Annotated in this window: 19 protein-coding genes, 1 tRNA gene and 2 pseudogenes; 8 read left to right on the top strand and 14 right to left on the bottom strand. The window is 39.1% G+C overall.

Going from position 1 to position 24,799, the window contains the following annotated elements; translation table 11 throughout:
- A pseudogene (locus B4237_RS14510) lies at positions 1-484 on the bottom strand (hypothetical protein); the annotation flags it as partial.
- A gap of 74 nt (positions 485-558) precedes the next feature.
- A complete protein-coding gene (locus tag B4237_RS14505) occupies positions 559-1,503 on the bottom strand; it encodes a YagK/YfjJ domain-containing protein (protein WP_286943709.1) in 945 nt (314 codons plus the stop codon).
- A gap of 481 nt (positions 1,504-1,984) precedes the next feature.
- Between B4237_RS14505 and B4237_RS14500 the strand changes: the two genes are divergently transcribed.
- The 3 genes from B4237_RS14500 to xseB all read left to right on the top strand — a co-directional run bounded on the left by B4237_RS14500 (position 1,985) and on the right by xseB (position 4,611).
- Positions 1,985-2,998: a hypothetical protein gene (locus B4237_RS14500; RefSeq protein WP_286943707.1), complete on the top strand. Its 1,014-nt coding sequence runs from the start codon at positions 1,985-1,987 to the stop codon at positions 2,996-2,998.
- Between the two features lie 166 nt (positions 2,999-3,164).
- Positions 3,165-4,424: an exodeoxyribonuclease VII large subunit gene (xseA, locus tag B4237_RS14495; RefSeq protein WP_286943704.1), complete on the top strand. Its 1,260-nt coding sequence runs from the start codon at positions 3,165-3,167 to the stop codon at positions 4,422-4,424.
- Entirely contained in the window at positions 4,417-4,611 is a 195-nt protein-coding gene (gene xseB / locus B4237_RS14490; RefSeq protein WP_284084979.1) for an exodeoxyribonuclease VII small subunit, read from the top strand. Before xseA ends, xseB begins: the two co-directional genes overlap by 8 nt.
- Before the next feature lie 274 nt (positions 4,612-4,885).
- Here xseB and B4237_RS14485 read toward each other — a convergent pair whose 3' ends face one another.
- The 4 genes from B4237_RS14485 to B4237_RS14470 all read right to left on the bottom strand — a co-directional run bounded on the left by B4237_RS14485 (position 4,886) and on the right by B4237_RS14470 (position 11,264).
- Positions 4,886-5,857: a hypothetical protein gene (locus B4237_RS14485; RefSeq protein ID WP_286943698.1), complete on the bottom strand. Its 972-nt coding sequence runs from the start codon at positions 5,855-5,857 to the stop codon at positions 4,886-4,888.
- Positions 5,858-5,859: 2 nt separating this feature from the next.
- On the bottom strand, positions 5,860-7,314 hold the full coding sequence (locus B4237_RS14480) for a hypothetical protein (RefSeq protein ID WP_286943696.1): 1,455 nt from the start codon (positions 7,312-7,314) through the stop codon (positions 5,860-5,862).
- 2 nt (positions 7,315-7,316) lie between these two features.
- On the bottom strand, positions 7,317-10,163 hold the full coding sequence (locus B4237_RS14475) for a type VI secretion system Vgr family protein (protein ID WP_286943693.1): 2,847 nt from the start codon (positions 10,161-10,163) through the stop codon (positions 7,317-7,319).
- 483 nt (positions 10,164-10,646) lie between these two features.
- Entirely contained in the window at positions 10,647-11,264 is a 618-nt protein-coding gene (locus B4237_RS14470; RefSeq protein WP_278595363.1) for a DUF805 domain-containing protein, read from the bottom strand.
- A gap of 102 nt (positions 11,265-11,366) precedes the next feature.
- On the opposite strand from B4237_RS14470, the pseudogene B4237_RS14465 reads away from it, so the two are divergent.
- Positions 11,367-11,477, top strand: a pseudogene (locus tag B4237_RS14465) (gamma-glutamylcyclotransferase); the annotation flags it as partial.
- Positions 11,478-11,576: 99 nt separating this feature from the next.
- Positions 11,577-11,652, top strand: a tRNA-Thr gene (locus B4237_RS14460).
- Positions 11,653-11,656: 4 nt separating this feature from the next.
- Here B4237_RS14460 and B4237_RS14455 read toward each other — a convergent pair.
- The 4 genes from B4237_RS14455 to B4237_RS14440 form a co-directional block, all read right to left on the bottom strand.
- The gene (locus B4237_RS14455; RefSeq protein WP_061393056.1) at positions 11,657-12,073 is read right to left on the bottom strand and encodes a GFA family protein; all 417 of its coding nucleotides are present in this window, start codon (positions 12,071-12,073) and stop codon (positions 11,657-11,659) included.
- A gap of 7 nt (positions 12,074-12,080) precedes the next feature.
- A complete protein-coding gene (locus B4237_RS14450; protein ID WP_278595362.1) occupies positions 12,081-12,908 on the bottom strand; it encodes an SAM-dependent methyltransferase in 828 nt (275 codons plus the stop codon).
- Between the two features lies 1 nt (position 12,909).
- Positions 12,910-14,208: an FAD-dependent oxidoreductase gene (locus B4237_RS14445; protein WP_286943689.1), complete on the bottom strand. Its 1,299-nt coding sequence runs from the start codon at positions 14,206-14,208 to the stop codon at positions 12,910-12,912.
- A gap of 439 nt (positions 14,209-14,647) precedes the next feature.
- Positions 14,648-15,511, bottom strand: a complete 864-nt coding sequence (locus B4237_RS14440; RefSeq protein ID WP_278595360.1) for a pirin family protein — start codon at positions 15,509-15,511, stop codon at positions 14,648-14,650.
- Between the two features lie 282 nt (positions 15,512-15,793).
- Here B4237_RS14440 and ycaC point away from each other — a divergent pair, with 282 nt between their 5' ends.
- Both ycaC and B4237_RS14430 read left to right on the top strand, forming a co-directional pair.
- Complete coding sequence (gene ycaC, locus B4237_RS14435) at positions 15,794-16,420, top strand: isochorismate family cysteine hydrolase YcaC (RefSeq protein ID WP_130132863.1); 627 nt, start codon at positions 15,794-15,796, stop codon at positions 16,418-16,420.
- Positions 16,421-16,492: 72 nt separating this feature from the next.
- Positions 16,493-17,422, top strand: a complete 930-nt coding sequence (locus B4237_RS14430; RefSeq protein ID WP_023012652.1) for a LysR substrate-binding domain-containing protein — start codon at positions 16,493-16,495, stop codon at positions 17,420-17,422.
- A 73-nt stretch (positions 17,423-17,495) separates the two neighbouring features.
- On the opposite strand, the gene B4237_RS14425 is transcribed toward B4237_RS14430, so the two are convergent.
- Both B4237_RS14425 and gabT read right to left on the bottom strand, forming a co-directional pair.
- The gene (locus B4237_RS14425) at positions 17,496-18,944 is read right to left on the bottom strand and encodes an NAD-dependent succinate-semialdehyde dehydrogenase (protein WP_278595359.1); all 1,449 of its coding nucleotides are present in this window, start codon (positions 18,942-18,944) and stop codon (positions 17,496-17,498) included.
- Positions 18,941-20,233, bottom strand: coding sequence for a 4-aminobutyrate--2-oxoglutarate transaminase (gene gabT / locus B4237_RS14420; protein ID WP_278397461.1), 1,293 nt, complete (start codon positions 20,231-20,233; stop codon positions 18,941-18,943). Before gabT ends, B4237_RS14425 begins: the two co-directional genes overlap by 4 nt.
- Positions 20,234-20,387: 154 nt before the next feature.
- Between gabT and B4237_RS14415 the strand changes: the two genes are divergently transcribed.
- Positions 20,388-21,887 (top strand): PLP-dependent aminotransferase family protein, encoded by a 1,500-nt coding sequence (locus B4237_RS14415; RefSeq protein ID WP_278595358.1) that lies wholly within the window; start codon positions 20,388-20,390, stop codon positions 21,885-21,887.
- A gap of 65 nt (positions 21,888-21,952) precedes the next feature.
- Here B4237_RS14415 and B4237_RS14410 read toward each other — a convergent pair whose 3' ends face one another.
- The gene (locus B4237_RS14410) at positions 21,953-23,395 is read right to left on the bottom strand and encodes an amino acid permease (protein ID WP_278595357.1); all 1,443 of its coding nucleotides are present in this window, start codon (positions 23,393-23,395) and stop codon (positions 21,953-21,955) included.
- A gap of 643 nt (positions 23,396-24,038) precedes the next feature.
- Positions 24,039-24,740, bottom strand: a complete 702-nt coding sequence (locus tag B4237_RS14405) for an IS1 family transposase (RefSeq protein WP_004282341.1) — start codon at positions 24,738-24,740, stop codon at positions 24,039-24,041.
- Positions 24,741-24,799: the final 59 nt, after the last annotated feature.

Below are 24,799 nucleotides of genomic sequence, written 5' to 3'. Positions count from 1 at the left end.
AAATCGAGACTAAAGGGATTTGATCCGCCTGATAGGTGAAATAGCATTTCAGCGTATTGAGATGGTGTTGATGTATGGTAATTGCATCATATTGTTCAACACATTTACGAATACGTTTTGCATGCGCCTCGTTGTCTGCCTTGATCGTTTCCAAGAATTGAACACTGGTATATACCACCCGTAACTTTTCCAGCAAGAGTGCAATAAAAACTTTGATCTGCTCCACATCTTCACTAGGTAAGTACACAAGTTTGAGATCACACAACGTTGCGTGATAACAATAGGCTAGAATTGAAATCCACAGATCGAATTCCAATTCTTTATAGTGCATCAATGGTTTCCAATCAGGCAACGTATCTAAAAATACCTCATGCCAATATTGCATATCTAACGCCGACTTCTCAAAACGCGCTTGTTGATAGAACTTCTGTAGATTTTGTTCTAGGCGAGTGGCATGTTGATGTTCGACTTGGTAAAAACTCATTGCAAAAACTCCTATACGATTGAATTGCATAGGAAGGTGTTTGGCGTATTTTTTAATTTCTCAGACTTGCCATCCTACTTCAAACCTCTACGATAACGGGTTCTATACTGCCCTGTTCCGAATGTTTTTTGGCTTTCACTTAGCTTAACTCTGAGATACTGATCTAACTTTTCAGGTCTGGTTAAATACAGAGCTGTTGAAATCGCACGATGAACTGATTCAGGTTTATCTCTGTACACCATACCAACTCCTATAGTGTTATTCGCTTCAAACTTTTGTAGATATCTAGCATCATTTACAACAAACGCTTTACCAATTTTTTTAGTGTTCTCTCGCGATTTAATCTCCCCTTGAGTGATCTCTTGCCATTTTGCCTCAACCATTTTACCAAGTCGAAATCCATTTTGATGTTCCGCCCCTTGATACAGTAATAGTAGATGACAATGATAACCGCCCAAATCAGCACCCTGTTCCAATGCCCAAGCAAACCCCTCTATACCCTTAAAACAGCCATCCTTATTTGAAATACGATTACGTAATATTTCCATGTGCTGAGAAAATAACTCAAATGAAATCTGATCTCGCACACTCTTATTATATTTTAGATCAACCCTTACCACTAAAAGACGCGCGTAGTGATTAAACAGATCGCCAAGGTATTCTCGTAATGACTCTGTATTCTTTACTTCTTGATACCTATAGTTCTGAATTTCTTGTACCGATAAATGATAGTTATAGATGAGTGCAGCACGTATATCTCTGAGGTTTTTTGAAATTACATAATACAAATTACGACTCTGCATCTCTGTGCATAGAATACCAATTAGATTCCAAACCTTTATAAAATCCCGTATCAGTGGACTGTAATAATACCCTTCTCGGTAACACAATCTGAATGATTCAATAATCTCTACCAGTTCAATGACTAACGTTTCATCCCTATACCCACGATGAACAAGGGTATGAATAAACTTCTCAATACGTATTAAGGTTGCAGGTTCATTAACTGAGATAAACATGGAGTTGACTCACTAGAATAGATTCATAGTGATGGCTACTGATGTATTTTTTTATATTGAGCAGGTGCATGTAATTGACATCTGCCACATAACTACTCATCTTTCATTTGAGAATTGGTTATATTCTTTCTATTTAATTTAGTTAATTCTAATAGATTAGATAATATTTAATACCCACTTAGACCGACTCCATTTATGCAAGGCTAAGCCTTCAGACGAAATAATTTGGACAAGGCTGTTCTGGATCAGGGTGACTTATGTTGAAGCTAAAGTTAAGATGAAAAGTAAAAGCCATCTACAGAACACAATTTTAAAATTCACAAAAATAGCAATATTAAATAATATCAACATCTTAATCATAATTAAACTATGAAAATACTACAAAAAATCTACATGTAAATTTTTAAAATACTTATTGAAAATAATCAAAAAATAGTGTAATTTTTATAAAAATTACACAAAAATATCTAAGGAATAATTTATGTATATTGAGGAGATACAACGGAAATATAAAGAATATTTTAAAGATATCGATGATAGAGGTTACGAATTATTATGGACATATTTTTTGTACACCCCCCAAAATATGTATAATTCAGCCCACCCATCTTTTATTAATTATTCATCTACATTAATACCTAGCATTGATAAAATTAAGACAGAATATTTTGAAGCTTTTAAAAACTCAGATCATGATACTTATATTCAAACCTCTCACTTATTAGTTAAAAACAGATTAGTTCCTAAAAAAGAGCTAGAATGGATCCATGCTAATGACAACTTATTATTATCGTGGTTAATAAGAAAAATTAAGGATTACCCAAGAATTACTCCATCTCTAATAAAAATAGAAAATAAAGAAATTTACAATAAAATACATCCAGACAAAAACCCGTCTCCCTTTATTACATTTCCAAAAAATGATTATATTGCATTCAATATATCTGAAAGTCTTACAAAGCAATCAAATTCAAATTATGAGAATTTTATTTATGACCTTGATAAGTTAAACATAAGCTTAGATGAAAAAATTATATTTCTTTTAACTTTAAAAAAGGAATGGTTTAAAAATGAAGAGAAGTATAAGTTAAAAAAATGGTTAGATAAAAATGATCAAAAAAAATTAGAGTGGATTAATGAATATATCAACAAAAAACCACCAATAAATATGTTTAGAGATGAAATAGTTATTTCAGCAAACAATGTTGATTTATATGAGTCCGTTTTAATTAAATTAGGTGAACCATCATTTAACTCAATGGATGCAAGAGAACTTTATATAGAAAAAATGAAAAAAAGCTGGTTTCAGAAAAAATTCAGAGATGATGGAAAGACAAAAAAACCACACCATTTACCTTTGACCAAGACCACAGTAACACAGCTACAGAAGTTAGCCAGAATAAAGAATATGAAAGAACATCAAATTATTGAACTCCTTGTTGATGAAGCTTTTCATAACGAAGCCATGAGCAATGGAAAAGAGATTTTTGAGTAGAAGCGTAGTTTTATAGAAAAACCTAATGGATCTCTGATTACTACTAATCCTGTATAAAAGGCTACTTATTGTCTAATAGATGCGCCGCCTTGGGGACTGAAAACCTACATCGTATTGAGTCACCTTCTTTGCTACTATAGGAATATTCCATCCAATATTTTGCAGTATGTCCACCACCCAACTCTCTCTAAATGAGTATCTAACAGCAGTACAAGAAGTCATCCGAATAGCCTTCGATGAACCTGTATGGGTAAAAGCTGAGATTCGGAACTTAAACATCAAAGGTGGACATTACTATCTTGAGTTAGCAGAAAAAGAAGAAAATACAGACAAGGTTATTGCAAACTGCAAAGCAACAATCTGGAAATTCACCGCCGTAAAAATAGTGACGAAGTTTGAGCGAGAAAGCGGAATAGAGCTATCAAAGGACTTAAATGTACTGATTAAAATCAAAGCTCGTTTTGATCCCCAATATGGTTTTTCAGTCAATATAGAAGACATTGACTCAAGCTTTACGCTGGGTGATATTGCGAAACGCTATCAGCAGATACTGGCCCGTTTAACGACTGAAAGCTTGGTCAATCTAAATAAATCACTCCCCACACCTTTTGACATTGAAAATGTATTAGTCATTGCACCAGAAAATGCGGCGGGTTTAGGTGATTTCAAAAAAGATGCAGATGCCTTAAATAGAGCTAATGTTTGTCACTTTGTCTATCACACTGCAACTTTCCAAGGTAATACGGCCGCAAATAGCATTATGGAGTCTTTAAGCTCAGGTCTGCGCCAATGGGTAAAAAATTATACAACCCCACCCGACCTCATCGTCATCATACGAGGTGGTGGAGCCGTCAATGATTTAGCTTATTTAAATGACTATGATCTAGCTACCTTACTCTGCAAACGAAAAGTACCCATTTGGGTCGGTATCGGTCATGAGAAAGATCGAACCATTTTAGATGAAATTGCACACCGATCTTTTGATACCCCAAGTAAAGTGATTGCAGGAATACGCAATCTGATTTCTGAACGATCTCAGGAGGCAATCGATTTTTTTCAGTCCATCAAACTACTCTCTCAACATCAAATTTCAGCTTATCAAAGTCAAAATGATCAGTTGATGAATATCATCAAAACCCATGCCCAGAATCAAATAAATACAGCGCAAAAAAATCTTGAATTGATGAAGTCAACAACACAATATTTTGCGCAGCACCAACTTAAACTTGCTTCGACTCAAATCGACACATTGATGAGAGAAACCCTGCTACAAAACCCTAGAAATGTTCTTGCTAAAGGTTATGGGATTATTAGAAGCGATAACAAAGCAATTCGTTCTATTCAACAAGTCGGAGCAAGCGTTTCAATTGAAATGCAAGATGGCTTTATTCATGCCGATGTAAATAAGGTGACTAACAATGACTAAGAAAGAGTTAAGTTTTAAAGAAGGTTATGAATTACTAAAGAAAAATGCAGCGTTGTTAGAAGATCAAGATGAGCCAGATATTGATAACCTTATGAAGATTGTTGAGGAATCAATGTCTGCCTATAAAGCTTGTAAAACACGAGTCGATGCTGTTCAACAAGCTTTGAATGAAACGTTTAAGGAATAGCATTCCCCAATCGAATGATGTGATCACAGCCAATACACCCAAATTTCTCCATCAATGTCTTTGATTGGAGACTTAAACTGGTTAATTAACTTTGCATCGCTATTTTTATTTATCTAAATCACTCTACTTCAGCCAAAATTCTATGATTTTTATGAAGGCACAATATTGGACAGTGAATAAGCCCTTGTAAAAAGGGCTTATTTAGATAGGTATCGGAGGTGGTGTCCTCCAAAATTAAGACATAACACATTGTTTTTTACGATATGACTTAAATTTAGTGTTCACCATCAAACTGCCAATACACTTCACCCCAATCTTGATCTTTAATCTCAGGTAAGATTTCACCTTGTTCAAAGTATTGACGTGAATTTTCCTGCGCAACCGTAAACCAATAGCCCGAATGCGTCGCTGGCTGACCCGCCCGAACATTCGCAGGTCGTACAAACGGATTCATTGCTTCTCCCAATTCTCGCCCACTATCGACAACTTTCTCTATCAGCGTCCATGTACAGGGAGCTAGTTTTCGCATTTTGGGGTATTCAGGGTCATTTTTGGGTATACGAGTTTCACCAGCCAACTCCCATACGTCATTATTAGAAACCCACATAAAAAGAGGAAAACTATCTGGTAAGTCAGGTAAATAAAATCCTGTTTGGGGAATTTTTTCATCCGTTTTTACTTTTATATTTTCATTTAGGCGATAAATGGGATAACTCAATGGCGGAGGTATGACTGGATCATACTCAAAAGAACTATCATGTGAACCAATTTGGGCAAAATAATGGGTTAGACTGCCAGGTGACCATTGTTGAACCGTATGTTCAATCGCTTCAGACAGCCCATAAGCTTTAAATAATAGGTATTGATACTTTGCAGCCGCTTTGGGTTCAACCTCATCCATCCAGTTGACACTAAATTCCCGTTGTCCGTTAATATCAGAACGTAAATTAAAACCAATATAACAGTCAAAATCATTATTTAGTCGTTGAATATAGCTTTCATTCAACCATTCCATCGTACTCCTAAAGTTGGGAATCACACGCTCCCCCCAAACAATATCAGGCTGTTCTGGTAAACTACGATTACGATAGTCTGGGGGGAGATCATTCATAAAACGATCCAATAAGCTTTCCAGATAGTCCAACATCTCTTTCCAAATGTCCCGAATCATTTTTATTCGTTCAGGTTTCAGAAACTGTTCCATTACATAGATATCATGTGCAATCAGAGGAGTAGGATAGCTCATTGTTATCTCCAATTATTTGTAAGTGTTGGAATACCGACCAGATTAGCACCTTGCCCAGTATTCAGACCACTATCGTAGCCCCAATTGGTTGGCATCCGCTGGCTAACATAAGCTGCATTTAAATCTTTAGGATCAAGCACAATCTGTTTACCCCCACCCTCCAGAACATAGCCATTTAAGTTTTTAAGCTCCTGAGAAGCTGCTGGTCCTTCCCAGACATTCAAACCACCTTTGGGTACAGTATAGGTCACATATTCTCCATTACTATTCCAGTTTGCCCATACTGCAAATTTACGTCGCCAATCAGATTTACTCTTGAGTTTGTCAAACTCTGCCTTACGCATCCAGCAAATACTATTATCTGCCGAGGTTGGGTCAACTACTCTATACAGTACTTCACCCTCCTTAATGGTCGCAGATTTTATCCCATCTTTGGCAAAGGTAGCATACGCTTTCTTAAGTGGATGATATTCACCCTCTTTAACTGTTGGATTGAGGTCTGGAAAACCTTTTTTACTCACCACATTGACAGCTTCTTCTGCTTCATAAGGGATTCTTCTTGTTCTATCTACCCAATCTGGCTTATTACTCTTAATTGATGCTATTTCCGCAGGCTCACCAGGTTTATTCATTCGAGTAAAATTATTTCGATCTACTGTCGCCCTAAAAGCATTGTCTGCTTCGATATCAAAACGTCTTGCTGTTCGCTCCAACATATTCTGCACAGGGGTAATAAAATCACCCATCTTCGCAGCTTTACTACGTACTTCTTTTACATCCCTCATCAATGCATTGGTTTTAGCGACCATCTCAGCGCCACCCCAACGATTTACATATTCAAGTAACTGCTGTAAATCCTTGATACGGTCATCAAAAGGTTTTAACAAATTCTTTGTATTGAGCTGTCCTTTCACAGTACGCAGATTTAAAGCAATTTCTTTATAAACATTTGTAATGTTCATACTTTTTAGAACTTTCTGTACTTTTGGATTAGCGATATGTTTCTTGACTTCAGCAATACCGATCTCGATTTGTGGGCTGATGATTTGATAAAAATCGATCTTTTCTCCAGCTTTTGCAGCGAGTTTATATATTCTTTTTTGTACCATTTTAAACAGGATTTTAAATATCCCTTTAAACAATGACCCAAGTACTGGAAATAAACCAATTAAAGTAATAATAAGGCCAACCCAAGCCCATACATTACTATCATCTTCTTTGATTTTTTTACAATTCGCACAAATATCACGTACGTCGCAGATTTGATCCACTACTGGAATCATTGAAATAACTGTACCAACTGCAATTTGTGCAGTACTTTGATCTTCAGCAAAGTCCCCTTGTAAAACAACCCAAATCCATTCAGCTGTAGCCTCTAAACTTTGCATCCCGCTATTAACCAAACGTTTTGGTGCAGCGGCATACCATGCTAAAGCATTTTGTAATTCCTTATCCATGATCAGACATCACTTTTAGAGTTCGTAGTTAAATGAGTAGTGCTCTCTTGAGACTCTGTAGTAGACAATTTTTCAATCAGCTGACTAAATGGTTCCCATGGCTTATCAGGCTCTGACTTTTTTTCCTCATACTCAACTCTTAGTGCTTTATCTGGAACATTCTCATGGTGGGCCTTGCCCAGTTCATCTAATCGCCCTTCAATTACTTGGTTATTTTCAAAAAATATTTTATAACCTAAATTCGCAAATGGCATTTGATCGACATCTACATGCTCTAAAGCAATCCAATTCTTTTTCTCAAATCGTGGCAATGCAGGAACACTCAAATTCACATTTGCCCCGCCCATAAACAAATGCTGCCCCGCCTTCACCTCAAACTTACCACCCGTGGTCGGGAAAATACCTGAACCATTCAGCTTGATTTGTGAACCGTCTGCGGTAATCACAATTTCTTTAGGACTACTAATCTCAATCCGATCTTCTGTCGAAATGATTTGAATCCCTTGCTTGGCAAGTAAGTCCATTCCATCGGACTGTGCTTGAACCTCAAACTTACCTTTGGCAGCCACCTGTTTGATACCATTCTGTGCTGCAAACAGGCTAACCCTGTTCTTGACATGGGCAACCAGATTTTTTTGTGTGCTTAGGTTAATGCTATCGCCCGCAATCTGATTAATCTGCCCATCCGCAGAAAGATGAATATCTTCGCTGGTGCTTAGACCAATCCCCGCAGGTGAATTCAATAGCAATAAGGCTTTTTCAAATTTTGCGATCTTCTCTTGTATCTGATCTGCAAATTCTTTCAATTGATCTAAAGATTCAATTTCATCAGCTTGCTGATTCTTGGCAACTTCACTTAAAGCTTTAGCATTAGCTTGATTGCTTTCAAGCTGTTGCTTGGCAGGTTGGGCATCAAGGTGATCACCCTGTGCTTGTTCTTGGGAATGAGTGCTGAGCAATAAACCTTGTCCAGCACGTACAGCGCCCCATTGATCAGTACGCAGTTCAAAACCTTCGCCTCGATCTTTACTTTCAGCTTGGTCTTTTGGATGGCTGAGTTTGCCGAGATTGAGTTGACTTGCAGCATGGCTACTTTGCAATTGTGCGCTGATCTGTCCAGTGGTGTCATCAAAGCGCAGCTGGTTAAAACCTTCCCCTTGAACTTCTTTGGATTTAATCCCTGCCAACTTTTTGGTATCAGGTAATTTGCCCGCATTATCAAATTTGGTTGGACTACGATGCGCCTCATGAATTCGCCCTGTGACAAATGGACGGTCTATGTTGCCATCAAAGAAGTTAATGACCACGATTTCACCAATTCTTGGCAAGAAGCGTGCGCCATAGCCTTCGCCCGCCCATGGAGTGAGCACATCAATCCATGCTGAATCGGTATCGTTGTCATTGCTACCCGCACCACCATCATGCTCATGGTCTTCATTTCTTGTGAATAGGAATCTAACTTTTATCCTGCCCCATTCATCGACATGAATTTCCTCATCACTTGGCCCAACGACTTTTGCTCGTTGTGGTGAGGTTATTGGGCGATGTTGCTGAGGATTGTATTCAGGAACAATCGGGATATTGCGGCGTTGTAAAATCAGTTGATTGGCTTGGCGTTCTTCAGTTTGAAGATTCGGCTGCTTCCATTGACTCTGGCTGATCAGCGTATGTACTTGTTGTTGTAAATCTTTAGGTAAGTTGTTCTGGTTGTAATAGCTTTTAGCCGTAATCAGAAACTCTTGGTCTGCGCCCGTATGTTGATCTATTTCTGGATGTTCAATCAATTTAAACCAATAACCGACTTGGCTATCTCTTACAGTGGTGTTGGCAATAAACTGTTTGGCTTGGCTGTCATGGTAATGACTTAAGTTTTGATTGAGTTTTTCTATTTGCGGATTACCTGATGCAGTGGCTCCATCTGCTCCATTGAGGTCTTGCATCCATGCAGGGGTAAAGTGCCATGCGTCTTCTAGGCTAAGGCTATTGTTATCATAACTTTCACTGTGTTGGTGCGTACTTTGGACGCTGCCCGCTCCATCCACTTGCTCTAAAGCATCGGCTTGCCAACGTTGGATGTGTACCGCTGTGGGCTGTAGGCTTCTCCGTCCAATCAGACTGGTCATACTGTCGTATTGTTCAGTGGCACTGCTACGGTGGTAACGAATACTTCTTCGAGCTAAAGCTTGATATTGGCTGTTATCATCAATCAAACGGAGCTTTTGTGCTTGGATTGGAGTCTGATTATTTGGCACAATCAGTTGGTCTTCATCAATCAACCAGTTAATGCCTTCGCTTCTGAGTAAGCGTGTAATAAAGTCATAGTCCGTTTCATTTTGACTCATGATAAATGGTCGGACATCATAGTCTTGGGTTAAACCACTTAAATCAAGTGTAAGACTAGACGCAAATAATGGACTACGTTGTTGCCACTCTTTAAAAATGACTTCAAACACCTCTATTACACTTTTATTCATAAACACACGGCTATTTCTTCGTTTATGCCAGAGTGCTGTAGGGTCTTTTAAGACCAGTTTGTATAAGGTCAGACTTCCATCGGATTGCCCTTGTTGGGCTTCGGTAATAATACCTGTTGTTCTAAAAAGCGTTCCCGTATCTGTCACCTGATCCACGGCAACCTGACAGCCTATAAATTGTTTTAATGGAATCGCTGCATGGGTCGATAGGCAAATTAATTCGGCTCTTACACCTTGGTTGATTTGGTGTAGACCATCGATACGTTGCAAAAACACTAGTGTGTTTAAATCAGGATTTGAAAATAAAATATGCAAAGCACGTTTTTGTGCTGTAAGCCCTAAACTGTCTAAGGCTTGAAATATATTGTTCAACATCTTGTTATAGGCTTACGCTTAAATTTAGTGCATTCTACAAAGTATAAAGCTACTCTGTCCATACAGTTCTGTCTATTTATGACAATTTACGTCACCTATTTTTTTATGCTTGCCTCAAGTGCATTTCACATTTTAAATTCTTACTTCTCATAACCAGTCATGAAAACCAACAAACATTTTGCGGGGGACGATTGGGGGATTTTTTTAACCAACCTAAAACAAAAAAATTAAATATCAACAGTTTGATCTAAAAATATGAATCCCTCTCTCGCCAAATTCAATTTCTATGATGTTCCATAGAGTCCTAAAAGCTTAAATCCAAAGGGTTTAAGCTTTTTTATTGCCTTATCTTTTCCAATTAACTCTATTGAATCCTGAAATAGTTGGGGTATAACTGGGGGTATAATAATTTACTCTCAGTTATACCCCCAAACTTTTTACCAGTGACTTAAAAGAATAAATTTGAACAAAAATGAGTTGTACTTATTTAGCAGGCTGACCCCATTGATTTCGTTCTGGTTTTGTTTCACTGACCATCCAAATAAAGAGTGGAATAAGACCAATAATCGTAAATGCAATTAACACCCACCATCCTGAACGGTCAACGTCATGTAAACGTCGTACACCAACTGCAAGGCCTGGTAAAAAGAATGCCAAAGAGACTAGACCAGAGATAGCATCCATTCCGCTATCACTTATTCCAATTATGCCAAAGACAACACCTAGAATAAAACCAACCAATATTTGAAACAGATAAAAGTACCAATATTCTTTTCTACGCGCACGACCTGAAAAATTGACATAATTTCGTAGACATTTCATTGCCCAATCAAAAAAACCATAATTTTCTTCTTCATCAAGTTGGCTATTAGTTTGCACTTTATAAGATAACTTCTCTTTTGTAATCTGCTGCGAAAAACTAACTAAGTAGATCGCTGTTGCCTGTCCTAATTCATTCACGACAAAATCAACTTGTAAATCCCGTGCAGGTGCCAATTGCTCTTTCCATTCAGAACCAAAGAAGCTATAGCGTTTTCCATCCTCTCCTGAAATTGCACCTTCATCAAGCTGTGCATTAAAATTTAATACTGTACCTTTCATTATATATTACCTATTGATATTCAAATTTATAGTTAGGATTCAGAATATTAATCGACTTAATGATATATAAAAAGAAATTTCAGACAGTTCTGTCTAGTATCACAAGCATTAGATGAATTTGAGGGATCAAGCGATCAACGCGTTCCAGTAAAAGCCTATTTGAATACAGGTGAAATCGTTGATTCTTATGTATATGCACTCACGAACAAATAGTTTAAATTGGCGGAAATCTAACATTTAAATTAAATTTATCTGTTTGCTCATTTTTTCGCTTGTATTTTTAATTAGATTCTGTAAAATTCACGCCACGTTGCCGGCATAGCTCAGTTGGTAGAGCAACTGACTTGTAATCAGTAGGTCCACAGTTCGAATCCGTGTGCCGGCACCATTTCCTACCTTTTCTTCATCATTTCTTCAAAGTGCGAAATATTCGGATTTAATACATCCCATTCATTTGCATGACTAACAAAAATCTCTGCTTTCGGTTGATACATATTTGGATCATCGAGTGTTCCTGCACGTATAGAAATCATATCTGGTACAAGCTCTGGCAAACCAAACATCTGTGAACCGCAGTTTGGGCAAAAAGCACGGCGTATGGGTTTTCCAGATGAACCTAAAGATTCAAAATAGTGTAATTCACCTTGAATATTGAGTTCAGATTGCTGAAAAAAAGCAATCGGCGCATAGCCTCCACCTGTAGCTTTCTGACAGTCTCGACAATGACAATTAAATTGATAACGTGGTTCTACATCCGCAGAATAAGTCACTGCCCCACATAGGCAAGACCCTTTATATTGATTTGGCATTTTATATTCACTTTTTAATTGCACTCACTTGAATATAACGCACTAAACCATCTTGATAGAGTTTTCGACACAACTTGGCAGTCATCTCTATTTTTAATTGAGCAAAGTCGAAAGCCTTTTTTTGCGTTTCTCTTGTTTCGATGTATCGAGCGAATCCATCAAATACAGGTTTTGAAAAATCTTGAATTTCAATTTCAGTAAAGCCATGTTCTACTAACGCATGGCTAAGTTGCTGCTCATTCATCATATGCTGCCATTTCACATCGGCAGCTTTTAATAAATATTGATAACGCTGCCTCTGTGGATAACTACAACTTTGCCAAAGGTCAGACCAAATTAAATAGTGAAAAGCTAAACGACCGTTTGAATTCAAAATAGAATGTGTGGAACTAAGAAATGAATTCAAATTGCTGTGATATGCAGCATCAATACAAATCACGGCATCAAATGAATTTAAAAAATTGATTTGTTTTAAATTCAAAAATGAATCGCAATATATGGCGACTTGCGGCAAGTGTTTTTGAATTCGTTTTACACAGTCGGATTGTAGCTCGACAGCCGTAAGATTTTCGATTTGATAATGTTGCAACCAATGCAATAGGCTGGCACCTTGTCCACAGCCTAAATCTAAAACGCGATCTGATTTTTTGAGCTGAATTGAACCCGCGATTTGGTCCGCTAAATGCTGACAAGCGAGAGGATAATCATGATATTGATCATGCCAATATCCGAGATTACTCCAAGCAAGCACGGCATCATCACCTAGTCGTTTTGCATCAATTGCATATTTATGCCCAATGACTTTTTCGATCAATGCTTGCTTGAAGCTGGCCATTTTAGTAACCGAGTTCTGGTGCAACTTTCACTTTTGGTTTTAAACCAACAAAAGGCAACGGCGCACCTAAAATCTCAGAAATATGCATTGCTGAGGTCACAGCTGATTCTAAAATTGGCAAACCATCACATGACCACGAACCACAATAGAATACTTTACGGTCTTGTTCTAAATGGCGCTGCTGGATTTGTTTATTTAAAGCTACCGTCTCAGAATCCACAACTGCACGTGTGAGTTTGACTCTAGAAATAATTTTCTTCGGATCAATATCTATCACTGGGCACCATGTTTGGAATACGGCATTTTTACCGACCAAACTTGGCTCGATAGCATTAATCCATACGGTGAATTGTTGACGGATAAATTTACGATCCATCATGTAGCTCAACACAGCCCAATCTTTACGGCGTGGTGGCATCACCACTGGATCGGTATGAATCACCAAATCGCCCTCTTCAAATCTAAACTTTCTCAATAAAGCCAGATCCTCAGCGAATTGTGGTTGTTTCAAGAAATTTTCAATCACAGGCGTTGGTGTTGTAATCACAACACGGTCAAATAGCTTTTTCTCACCTTGACCATTTTCAACTAAAACTTTATCACCTTGTTCTTCTACGTTTTTAACAGGTGAGCCACTGAAAATATGAATGCCATCAATCAGACGATTTACAAGTGCAGGCGTTCCACCCTTCATCCGTAATAATGCTTCACCTTCAGTGAGCTGACGAATGAATTCAAGCAAAGGTTTGGCTGGCCATTCACCAATAGTTTTTGGGTGGCATGTGCAAATTGTATATAGCACAGGCATCACCGTACCATGCCAAAAGACTTCCTCAATATGATATTGATTCATGAATTCAGCGAGAGTGATATCTTGATTTTCAGATTTAAAGAACTGATTCACCGCTGTTTTTAACTGCAACATGCCTTTAACTAAGCGCCAACCATATTGCTGAATGCCTTTACGGTTATTGATAATTGGAAAATTACCGATACGGCTACGTGAAGTCGTTAACCATGTATCTGTTTTATCTTCAAACAACCAACTGCAGGCCATAAATGTACGCACTGGAAAGGTTTCAATGCCCAAATAACTTGCCAAACTTAAGGTATTTTTCCAAAGTTTCGGATTCATCACCCGCAATGGAGCATCAATTATGCCACCATCAAAATCAATACTATGACTATCCATGCCCCGACCAGCGAGTGCTTCGAATATAGTAACTTTATGTCCTGCATCATGTAGGATTCTGGCGGCAGCGAGTCCTGCCATTCCACTGCCAATAATTGCAATATCCAAAATTTATGTCCCATCAGTTGATGATTTTTCTTGATTATGACTGATCCTTAACTCAAACGCCGTATTAAAAAATACCAGATTCAGCATTAAAGTCAGACTTTTGTCGTAATGGTGTTGTTCACTTATTGTTACATTTTAGAATACTGTATTTTTTAGGCTTAAACACATGAAAAATTTAATTTTATTAGATTAATAATCACAAAAATATACAGAACATTCTTTATTTTTCCATTTTTGCGACTTGAAAGGGTTTGCAAAGCAAAAAATTAGCGCTATTCTGATTAAACAACAATGAGAAAGCAGTCACATAATAAACTGTACAATAATAAGTGACCTAATATTAAAAAAATCAATAGAGGACCTTATAGCGAAAGCCCATAACTCTAAAGGAGTTATGGGCTTTCTTATATTTATCAACAACAAAGGGGAATGATAAACCCTAACTGTCCATCACACCGAACTTACCACTATTGAAATCGTTGATCGCATCAATGATCTCGGCTTTGTTATTCATCACAAACGGACCATAGCCTTCAATCGGCTCATTAAGTGGCTGACCAGTTAAAATCAAAAACTTACTGTTTTGCGTCGCTGTCACAGTAAAATCAATATCTTCACGACTCAAAACCACTAAACTTGGCGCTTCGATCGTCTGCTCATTTAAAGTGACTTGGCCAGACAGCAGTACAAATAAAGTGGTATGCCATTCTGTCACATAAAATGTATGCTTTTGATCAGCACTTAATGTTCCATCCCAAACATTGACTGGACTGAATGTGGTTGCAGCGCCCACTGTATCTTGATATTGACCAGCGATAATACGCAACTCACTGCCCTGATCATCTAAAGCAATATGTTGTATCTGTTCGGAGTCAATCGCTTGATATTTTGCTGGAGTCATTTTGGAATGCGTTGGCAAATTCACCCACAACTGCACCATTTCAAATAAACCACCTTGCTGTGCAAACTCTGGCGAATGAAACTCTTGATGCAAAATACCACCACCTGCGGTCATCCATTGCACATCACCAGCTTTGATCGTTCCGCCACCACCTGTCGAGTCTTTATGTGTGACTTCACCTTGATATGCAATCGTCACCGTTTCAAAACCACGGTGTGGATGTGAACCTACGCCATGCTGTGCTTGAGTTGGCTCAAAGCGATACGGCGCTGCATAATCCAACAGTAAAAATGGACTGATGCTTTGACCTAAACGATCATAAGAAAATAGGTTATAGACAGGAAAACCATCTCCAACCCAATACATATGTTTGTTTTGATAAATACCAACAATCTGTTTCATCTATGTACTCCTATAAGGTAGAAGCTTTGATCTTGAAATTCATTTTACGCTTGCAACGGTTCAGCTTATAGCCACAGGATCACAACACATTATTCTAGAAATAGGACAATCAATTTTCTCTCACCCACTTATCAATTTGATTCAGATCATCCTATTTTTAGTATTGTTAATCTCGTTTATTGATCTTCTGAGCCATGAAAATTTTCAATAGCATGCGTCTATGAGATGTTTCATTTGACTCATCTTTTTTAGAAATAAATGCAAAAATATGAGGATAAAATCATGAGCCAAGACTATATTCGTTTAGATAAAAATAATGCCGCGGTGTTATTGGTTGATCACCAAACGGGTCTATTGTCCCTCGTTCGAGACATTGATCCTGATAAATTTAAAAACAATGTGTTGGCACTGGCTGATGCAGCTAAATATTTTAATCTACCGACCATTTTAACCACGAGCTTTGAGAATGGCCCCAATGGCCCTCTTGTCCCAGAACTTAAAGAGATGTTTCCTGATTCACCGTATATTGCTCGTCCTGGTCAAATCAATGCTTGGGATAATCAAGACTTCGTTCAAGCCGTTAAAGCGACTGGCAAAAAGCAACTCATCATCGCAGGTGTTGTGACCGAAGTATGTGTTGCTTTCCCAGCCTTATCAGCGCTTGCAGAAGAATTTGAAGTATTTGTCATCACAGATGCTTCAGGCACATTCAATGAACTCACCCGTGATGCGGCATGGGATCGTATGTCAAAAGCAGGTGCTCAATTGATGACATGGTTTGGTATGGCATGTGAGCTACATCGTGATTGGCGTAATGATATTGAAGGTTTAGGTGCATTATTCTCAAATCATATTCCTGATTATCGCAACCTAATCAATAGTTACAATCAAAATACCTCGCAAAAGTAAACTACTTGCACAATCAGCTCAAAATCGTTAATGCTATTTTGAGCTGGCTACTTATGACAGGATTTATCGACCTTGATTAATTCATTTGATGATTTCTATTACTTTTATCTCGTTGTTAAACATGGCGGATTTAGTGCTGCAAGTGAGGCTGAGAATATCAGTAAATCAAAACTCAGCCGTCGAATTATTGATTTAGAAAATAAATTTAATGTCAGCCTAATACAACGCACAACACGACATTTTAAGGTGACTGAATTAGGGCAAGAATTTTATGAAGAATGCTGCAAAGTCATTGCTCAAGTAGAATGCGCTGAAAATGTTTTATTAAAACAAAAGAGCGAGCCACAAGGTGTCGTAAAAATCAGTTGTCCGCCGCTGATGATGCATTTTCAAATTCGAAAAATTTTAAATCAATTTCTTAAAGCCTACCCCAAAGTCGAAATTTCACTAGAGCTAACCAGTCGTCGAGTGGATATTTTGCATGATGATATTGATCTGGCAATCCGTACCAATTTCGAGCCAAATGAAGATTCCAGTTTAATTGTTCGTGATGTAATTAAAACCGATCATTGTCTAGTTGCCGCACCTGAGTTGCTACAAGGGCACACCATTTTGGATGCATCAGAATTACAAAATTATCCAAGTATCAGTTTGGGCAATCAAAAGCAAAACTATCTTTGGCATCTGTGTAATACACGCACTGGTGAAACCATGGAGATTCCCTATCAGCCTCGAGTGAAAAGTAATGATTTGGCAGGAGTTTACTATGCGGTTGCCGATGGTTTAGGGATTGCCGATCTACCTTTTTTAACTGTAGAAGCTGACATTCGAAAAGGTCGACTCATTCATATCCTACCTGAATGGAAATCCAATATCGGAACCTTACAACTGGTTTACGGTTCAAGAAAAGGACAGCGATTAGTCGTGGAAAAATTGATTGAAACCTTGGTTGAGACCTTACGACGCTTACCCGAAAGTCATAAAGGCTATCTCGCAACTTAAAATAAAAAAACGGTCATGAATGGGCATGACCGTTTTAATAAAGCTGAGGTATGATCGCGGCTAGATCATCAGATTATTCAGATAAATCCACACAGAGGTATTTCATTTCCAGATATTCCTCAATACCAAATTTAGAGCCTTCACGACCTAAACCAGACTGCTTTACACCACCAAACGGTGCAACTTCATTTGAAATGGCTCCCGTATTGATTCCGACCATACCATACTCAAGTGCTTCACCAACTCGCCATTGACGCGCAGTACTTTGAGTAAATAAATAAGCAGCGAGACCGAACTCGGTGTCATTTGCCATCGCAACCACTTCATCTTCTGATTTGAAACGGAATAATGGTGCAAGCGGCCCAAAAGTTTCCTCTTTCGCTACTTTCATTGCCTGTGTTACACCTGTGAGAACTGTTGGCTCGAAGAATGTACCACCCAATGCTGAACGCTGACCGCCAATTCGTACAGTCGCACCCTGAGCAGTCGCATCAGCAATATGCGACTGTACTTTGGCAATCGCCTCTTCATCAATCAATGGTCCTTGCGTTGAACCCTCATGACGACCATCACCTACCTGTAATTTAGATACGGCATCAACCAATCGTTCTGCCAATGCATCATAAATGCCATCTTGCACATAAATACGGTTGGCACAGACACAAGTTTGTCCACTATTACGATACTTGCTTGCCATGATGCCCTGAACGGCTTGATCTAAATTGGCATCATCGAATACCAGAACGGGGGCATTACCACCCAATTCAAGCGATAGTTTCTTGATAGTTGGGGCGCATTGCTGCATCAGAATACGACCCACTTGAGTTGAACCCGTAAAACTCAATTTACGAACAAAATCACTCGCACAAATCGTTTGACCCACTTCAATCGCATCACCACTAATATTGAGGAGTACATCGGCAGGTAAGCCTGCCTGTAATGCCAATACTTCCAATGCATATGCCGTTAACGGTGTTTGTTCCGCAGGTTTCACCAACATTGAACAACCAGCAGCAATTGCTGGCGCTGCTTTACGCGTAATCATCGCCGCTGGGAAATTCCACGGTGTAATCGCCGCAGTGACACCAATCGCCTGCTTAATCACCAGTAACCGTTGATTTGGCAATGTTGGAGTTAAAACCTCACCATCAATACGACGCGCTTGCTCTGCAAACCAACGAATAAATGATGTCGCATACCCTATTTCACCACGCGCTTCAGCTAAAGGTTTGCCTTGCTCAGCAGTCAAAATCTGAGCCAAGTTTTCCTTATGCTCAAGCATCAGGTTGTACCATGCCAGTAAAATATCTGCGCGAGCTAAAGCTGTTTGCTTTTTCCAAGCAGACTGGGCATCGGCTGAACGTTGAATCGCAGCTTCAACACCCGCTTGGTCATAGGTTTTTACCCATGCTAACGTATCACCTGTCGCAGCATCATTGACTTGGATATAGTCATTCGAGGTCGGTGCATCGAATGAAATATCAGGATGTTTTAATAAATACTGCAAATTGTCTTGGATCATGCAGATTGCTCCACTGCTTTCACACTGTCTGCTGTTAAAGTTGCAAAACCTTGCTTCAAGATGTCAAGACCTTGGCGGAATTGCTCAGCAGGAATGGTTAATGGGTAAAGGAAACGAATTACGTTACCGTATTTACCACAAGTTAGAATCAATAAACCATTGTCCATTGCATAAGTTTGTACAGCTTTTGCTTGTTCCGCTGTTTCTAACTCGGCAGCAACCATCGAACCTAAAGCACGAATCTCAGTCACAACATCACCTGAAGTCTGCTGAATATCTTTCAAAACCGATACCAGTTCAGCCCCAAGCTCATTGGCACGTTCGCATAAGTTTTCTTCTTCGATTGCATCAATCACAGCATGAGCAGCAGCCACTGCAATCGGGCTACCTGCATATGTTCCACCTAAACCGCCTGGGTTTGGTGCATCCATCACTTCGGCACGTCCAACAACACCTGAGATTGGAAAACCGCCACCCAAGCTTTTCGCCATGGTGATCAAATCTGCTTTGGTTTCATAATGATTCATAGCAAATAATTTGCCCGTGCGTGCAAAACCAGACTGGACTTCATCAGCAACCAATAAAATCCCGTGTTTGTCACACAAAGCTCTTAAACGTTTTAAAAACTCAGCAGGAACAACGTTAAAACCACCCTCACCTTGTACAGGTTCAAGCACAATCGCAGCCACATCATGCGGAGCAATATCTTCACTGAAAATATCCTCAACACTTTCAATCGCTGCTGCAACTGAAATCCCTTTTTCTGGCACTGGATAACGCGCATGAAATACGCCTGCGGGCATCACACCAAAATCACGTTTATAAGGCGCAGTTTTACCTGTCATTGCCATAGTCATAAATGAACGACCGTGGAAACCATTACCAAAGGTAATAATGCCATGACGACCTGTATGAGAACGTGCAATTTTCACAGCATTCTCAACTGCTTCTGCACCTGTCGTAAAAAATGCTGTTTTCGCAGCACCTGCAATTGGAGCGCGCTCATTGATACGTTCAGCAAGCGACACATAGCTTTCATATGGGGTAACTTGATAAGCCGTATGCGTAAACTTGGTTAATTGTTCTGTTACCGCTGCAATCACTTTAGGATGGCGATGTCCTGTATTTAGCACTGCGATACCACCAGCGAAGTCTGTATATTGCTTACCGTTTTTATCCCAGATCGTTGCATTTTCAGCTTTCTCTGCATACCACTGACACATCACACCCACGCCACGTGGAGTTGCTTGCTGTTTACGTGTATTCAGTGCAGAATGTTGAGTGTCCATTTTATTCCCTCATATCTCATCATCAGTTACAGCTTTGGTCGTACATCCTAGGGGTCGATTTTTAGGATGCGATACAATGACTGCCTATAACTGTAATTTCGCTCGTCTGATGACAACTGACGAGAGCCATTTTTAAACTGTAGGAGAGAGCCAATTGCGCAGTTTACTTGGGGATCATTTGTTACAAAGACTCCAACAGGACACTGAGGGAAAACTACATCAACGCCTGTTCCGCTGTCTGCGTGGTGCAATCATTGATGGTGTGGTTCAACCGATGACTCGCCTACCTGCTTCTCGCGACTTAGCAAGCGAAATTCATGTCTCTCGAAATACCGTCCTCAGTGCTTATGAACAATTACAGGCTGAAGGATATTTAGAGGCACGTACAGGTCACGGCACATGGGTAGCGGAGCAATTACCTGAAAAATTTTTAAATACCAAAAATAAAAAGAAAGAACCCGATTTACCAGTTACGCAAAGTTCATATGCTTTATCACAGCGAGGTTCTAACCTATTAGGTTATGCCGCAGCATCGCCACATCAATGGGGTGCTTTTGTGCCTGGTGCACCGGATGTCACCGAATTTCCTCATCATATTTTCAGTCGTATCCAAGCTCGTTTAAGCCGTGAACCTGATATTAACCGATTGATTTATAGCAATGCTGGGGGATGTCTTGAGCTACGCAGTGCCTTAGCTGATTACTTACGGGTAGCGCGCTCAGTTCAATGTGATGCTGATCAAATTATTATTACGGAAGGTATTCATCAAGCGATAGATTTAGTCTCACGCGCACTGAGTGACATTGGCGATCGCGTCTGGATTGAAGACCCTGCCTATTGGGGAATGCGTAATAATTTAAGAATTAACGGCGTAGATATTCAGCCAATGCCTGTTGATGCAGAAGGAATCATTCCTGAACAAAATCCAAGCCAACCACCCAAACTGATTTTTGTCACGCCATCACACCAATATCCTTTAGGCTCACATCTGAGCTTAAACCGTCGTAAACAACTGCTTCAAATCGCACGTCAACACAATGCTTGGATCGTAGAAGATGATTACGATAGTGAATTCCGCTTCTCTGGACAGCCTTATCCATCGCTACAAGGCTTGGAAAATAATGCCCCAGTCCTGTATATGGGTACGTTTAGCAAAACGATTTATCCCTCTTTGAGAATTGGTTATTTAGTTGTGCCTAAGCCACTGTTTTCACCACTGCGTATCGTTGCTGCAGAGCTATATCGTGGCGGGCATCTTTTAGAACAAAAAGCACTGGCTGAATTTATCCGTGAAGGTCATTATGAAGCTCACATTCGCAGAATGCGCTTGCTTTATGGCAAAAGACGGGACTATTTAGTCAGTCTGATTCATCGCTATTTAGGACCAGAATTTCTACATGAATATGATGAAGCAGCGGGTCTGCATCTAGTTTTAAAGTTACCTGCCACGTGTGATGATGTCGAAGTTGCCGCGACGGCATTAGAGCGCGGAGTCAAAGTCCGACCACTGTCTCAATACTACATGCGCTCACATGCCCATGCTCAACGTGGTTTATTGATGGGATTTGCCTGCGTCAATGAGAAAGATATGGTGATGGCATTTGGGACATTGCTGCAATGCCTACGTGAAGCTGGTGTACCAACACTCAATTGAGTTTTATATTTTTAAGCATAAATAAAAAAGAGCCTCCAGATTGAGGCTCTTATCTTTTTTAAATCTTAGACTAATTTTTCTTCATGGATTTGAGCTAAATGCGTTTTTCTGCGCTCCTTCCCCCAACCTAATTTTTGCGACAATAAGCCTGAAACCACGATAATGCCAAACAATGCTGTGGTATAGATCACCTCTTTAAAATAGGTCCCTTCAATCAACATGGTCAGGATGGCAGCAATAATTGCAAAGATCACCACATAAGTTAAATAAGGGAACATCCACATTTTAAATTCAATATTAACACCTTCAGCCTCAAGCTTTTTGCGCATACACAACTGTGAATAAGCAATGGTCAAATACACATACAAGGTCGCTGCACCAGTGGTTAACATGAAGAAATCATAGACATCCATACTCTTGGTCGCTGTTAAAATCACAGCAATAACCGAGAAGAAACACGATACCAATACACCCACCCATGGGCTACTTTTACGATTCACAGAAGCAAAACTTTTCGGCGCATCACCACGCTTCGCAAGTGAAAAGAGCATACGGGAACAAGTATATAACGCGGAGTTAAAACAACTACAAACCGATGTCAGTACCACAAAGTTGACGATATGACGTGCTTCAGGAACTCCAAGGGCATTGAGCGTGACACTATAGGTTCCCCAAGTTGAATCTTTTAAAAGTTCATTATTGTGAGGAATCAAACATACCGCGACAAACATCGATCCGACATAGAACAGAACAATTCGCCACACAACTGAATTAGATGCCTTACGGATTTCTTTAGACGGATTTTCTGACTCTGCCGCTGCTACAGTCACAATTTCAGCACCAATGTAGGCAAACATGACCCCAAGTAAAGCAGTGATAACAGATGATGCACCATTTGGCATAAATCCTTGGGCAGTTAAATTGGTCACACCTGCGGCTGAAACATCACCCCACGGCCATAGGTGCATGATCGCAAGACTACCAATCACAAGGAATATCACAATTGCGATGACTTTGATCAATGCAAACCAAAATTCGAACTCACCATAGTTCTTCACGTTCTGTAAATTGACCGCGACCAACCCACCAATCACTAAAACCATATAAGCCCAAATCGGGATAAACGGGAACCAATTATTTAAAATTTTACCTGCAACATAAGCTTCCCACCCCATCAGCATGGCTAAAGTACACCAATATAACCAACCAATTGAGAAACCGGCCCAACGACCAATCGCTCGGTCCGCATAAGTTGAAAATGAACCGCTGTCAGGGTTTAAAACGGCCATTTCCCCGAGCATACGCATAATGAACCAGACCAACAAACCACCCAAAGCGTAGGTAAGAAAGACCACGGGGCCTGTGTTGTAAATAATACTGCCTGAACCGACAAATAAAGAGCCACCAATCACTCCAGCGATAGAGATCATCGTCAAATGTCGTGATTGCAGACCATGTTTTAAATTTTGGGAGGGATTGGCTTCAGAACCATCTTGATGTGCTGCCATATCATTTTCCTTAACCTATGAGGGATACCAGCAATCCGAGGCTTCTTGCCTCATTGCTCAATATATCCCCCTAAAAATTGTGTCGCTGAATTGCTCTTGTTCTTACAGAAAAACTAGAGTGATCCAAACAACGCTTCCGTATGCATACTTCCTATGGCTTTAATTTGTCGTTTTGGCCCTGAAGAAACGAGAGCCATTTTTATAATAAAGGAGAGAGCCAATTGTAAAAATTATGTGCAACACTGGCTAGCTTTATATTTTTCAAAGAAATAATAATTTTTTATTTTTACATTTAAAATCAATCAACTAAATATCAATGAAATCAAAAATTATTACATATTTTATGACCTATAGATTGGTTCTTTTTATTGAAAGCCAATCATTATTAATCCATAACTTAAGTCTTATTTTATTTTAGGATAAAAATGTGATGCACATAAAAAAGCCTCTTTCCAAGATTTGAAAAGAGGCTTTTTAGATTTAGTTCGAAGTCTTAAAATGGATATATATACTAAAAACAAATATATTCTTATATTACAATTAATTATATTGAAACGTAAAGCATTTTGTCAATTTTTTTATTGTAAATTTAACAAAACTACTTACTGCACAATACGGTGGTGTTTCAAAAAGTATGCTGGCATTAAACGAATCCATTATTGATATAAAAGAACACTAAATCAAAGGCTTTGAAATGATTTTCAAGCTTTTTGGAGAAGTTGCAGCTTCTCCTAAAGCCTCGCCTGATTCGATGCCGTAATCGACAATTATTGCCTTCTATACCCACAGTGAAAAATTTACCAATCAACTGTTTGCATTCTTTAAAGGTCGTAACAAAGCTATCCCAATGGTCACTTGATATACATGTATAGCTTACACCTAACTGCTTCAATTTTAATTTAAGTCGTTTTGCAGTGGCTAAATCTCGGTTACCCCATACATAAGCAACAATTTCACCTGTTTCTCGATGATAGGCATAAATTAGCCATTGTTTATTTTGCTTATGACCAACAAAAGTCCAAAACTCATCTACTTCAAGGGTTTCATAATGACTTTGCTGTGCTCGAAGTTGATATTTTGATTGGCTAAGTGTCCGTAGAACTTTACCGATACTTACTCTTTCAATTTCTGCTATATCCCTGACACCACTGCCTCGCACCATGAGGTGTAATATTTTGGTTTTGATACCTGAGTGACAGCCTTGATAACTGAGAGCATGATCACCAATAAATTGACGTCTGCATATTTTACATTGGTAATTTTGCTTACCATCTACTTTTGTGCCATTTTTCTTTATACTGTCACTTAGGCAGGCTGGACACTTGATTTCTAGAGTTATTCGCATTTCTCTATTTTATCAAAATCCAACCTGCTTTTTTTCAGCATACTTTTTGAAACACCACC

The organism is Acinetobacter sp. UBA6526 (assembly GCF_002434875.1).
Lineage (GTDB): Bacteria > Pseudomonadota > Gammaproteobacteria > Pseudomonadales > Moraxellaceae > Acinetobacter > Acinetobacter venetianus.
Note: the sequence above shows the minus strand (reverse complement) of the source record. Positions and strands in the feature narration are given on the sequence as shown.

Bases quoted from the DNA above. Each gene is read 5' to 3' on its own strand.
- B4237_RS14505 (WP_286943709.1), bottom strand. From the start codon at position 1,503: ATGTTTATCTCAGTTAATGAACCTGCAACCTTAATACGTATTGAGAAG.
- B4237_RS14410 (WP_278595357.1), bottom strand. From the start codon at position 23,395: ATGGCAGCACATCAAGATGGTTCTGAAGCCAATCCCTCCCAAAATTTA.
- B4237_RS14475 (WP_286943693.1), bottom strand. From the start codon at position 10,163: ATGTTGAACAATATATTTCAAGCCTTAGACAGTTTAGGGCTTACAGCA.
- gabT (WP_278397461.1), bottom strand. From the start codon at position 20,233: ATGGACACTCAACATTCTGCACTGAATACACGTAAACAGCAAGCAACT.
- B4237_RS14425 (WP_278595359.1), bottom strand. From the start codon at position 18,944: ATGATCCAAGACAATTTGCAGTATTTATTAAAACATCCTGATATTTCA.
- B4237_RS14455 (WP_061393056.1), bottom strand. From the start codon at position 12,073: ATGCCAAATCAATATAAAGGGTCTTGCCTATGTGGGGCAGTGACTTAT.
- xseB (WP_284084979.1), top strand. From the start codon at position 4,417: ATGACTAAGAAAGAGTTAAGTTTTAAAGAAGGTTATGAATTACTAAAG.
- B4237_RS14480 (WP_286943696.1), bottom strand. From the start codon at position 7,314: ATGGATAAGGAATTACAAAATGCTTTAGCATGGTATGCCGCTGCACCA.
- B4237_RS14405 (WP_004282341.1), bottom strand. From the start codon at position 24,740: ATGCGAATAACTCTAGAAATCAAGTGTCCAGCCTGCCTAAGTGACAGT.
- B4237_RS14485 (WP_286943698.1), bottom strand. From the start codon at position 5,857: ATGAGCTATCCTACTCCTCTGATTGCACATGATATCTATGTAATGGAA.
- B4237_RS14450 (WP_278595362.1), bottom strand. From the start codon at position 12,908: ATGGCCAGCTTCAAGCAAGCATTGATCGAAAAAGTCATTGGGCATAAA.
- ycaC (WP_130132863.1), top strand. From the start codon at position 15,794: ATGAGCCAAGACTATATTCGTTTAGATAAAAATAATGCCGCGGTGTTA.
- B4237_RS14500 (WP_286943707.1), top strand. From the start codon at position 1,985: ATGTATATTGAGGAGATACAACGGAAATATAAAGAATATTTTAAAGAT.
- xseA (WP_286943704.1), top strand. From the start codon at position 3,165: ATGTCCACCACCCAACTCTCTCTAAATGAGTATCTAACAGCAGTACAA.
- B4237_RS14470 (WP_278595363.1), bottom strand. From the start codon at position 11,264: ATGAAAGGTACAGTATTAAATTTTAATGCACAGCTTGATGAAGGTGCA.
- B4237_RS14440 (WP_278595360.1), bottom strand. From the start codon at position 15,511: ATGAAACAGATTGTTGGTATTTATCAAAACAAACATATGTATTGGGTT.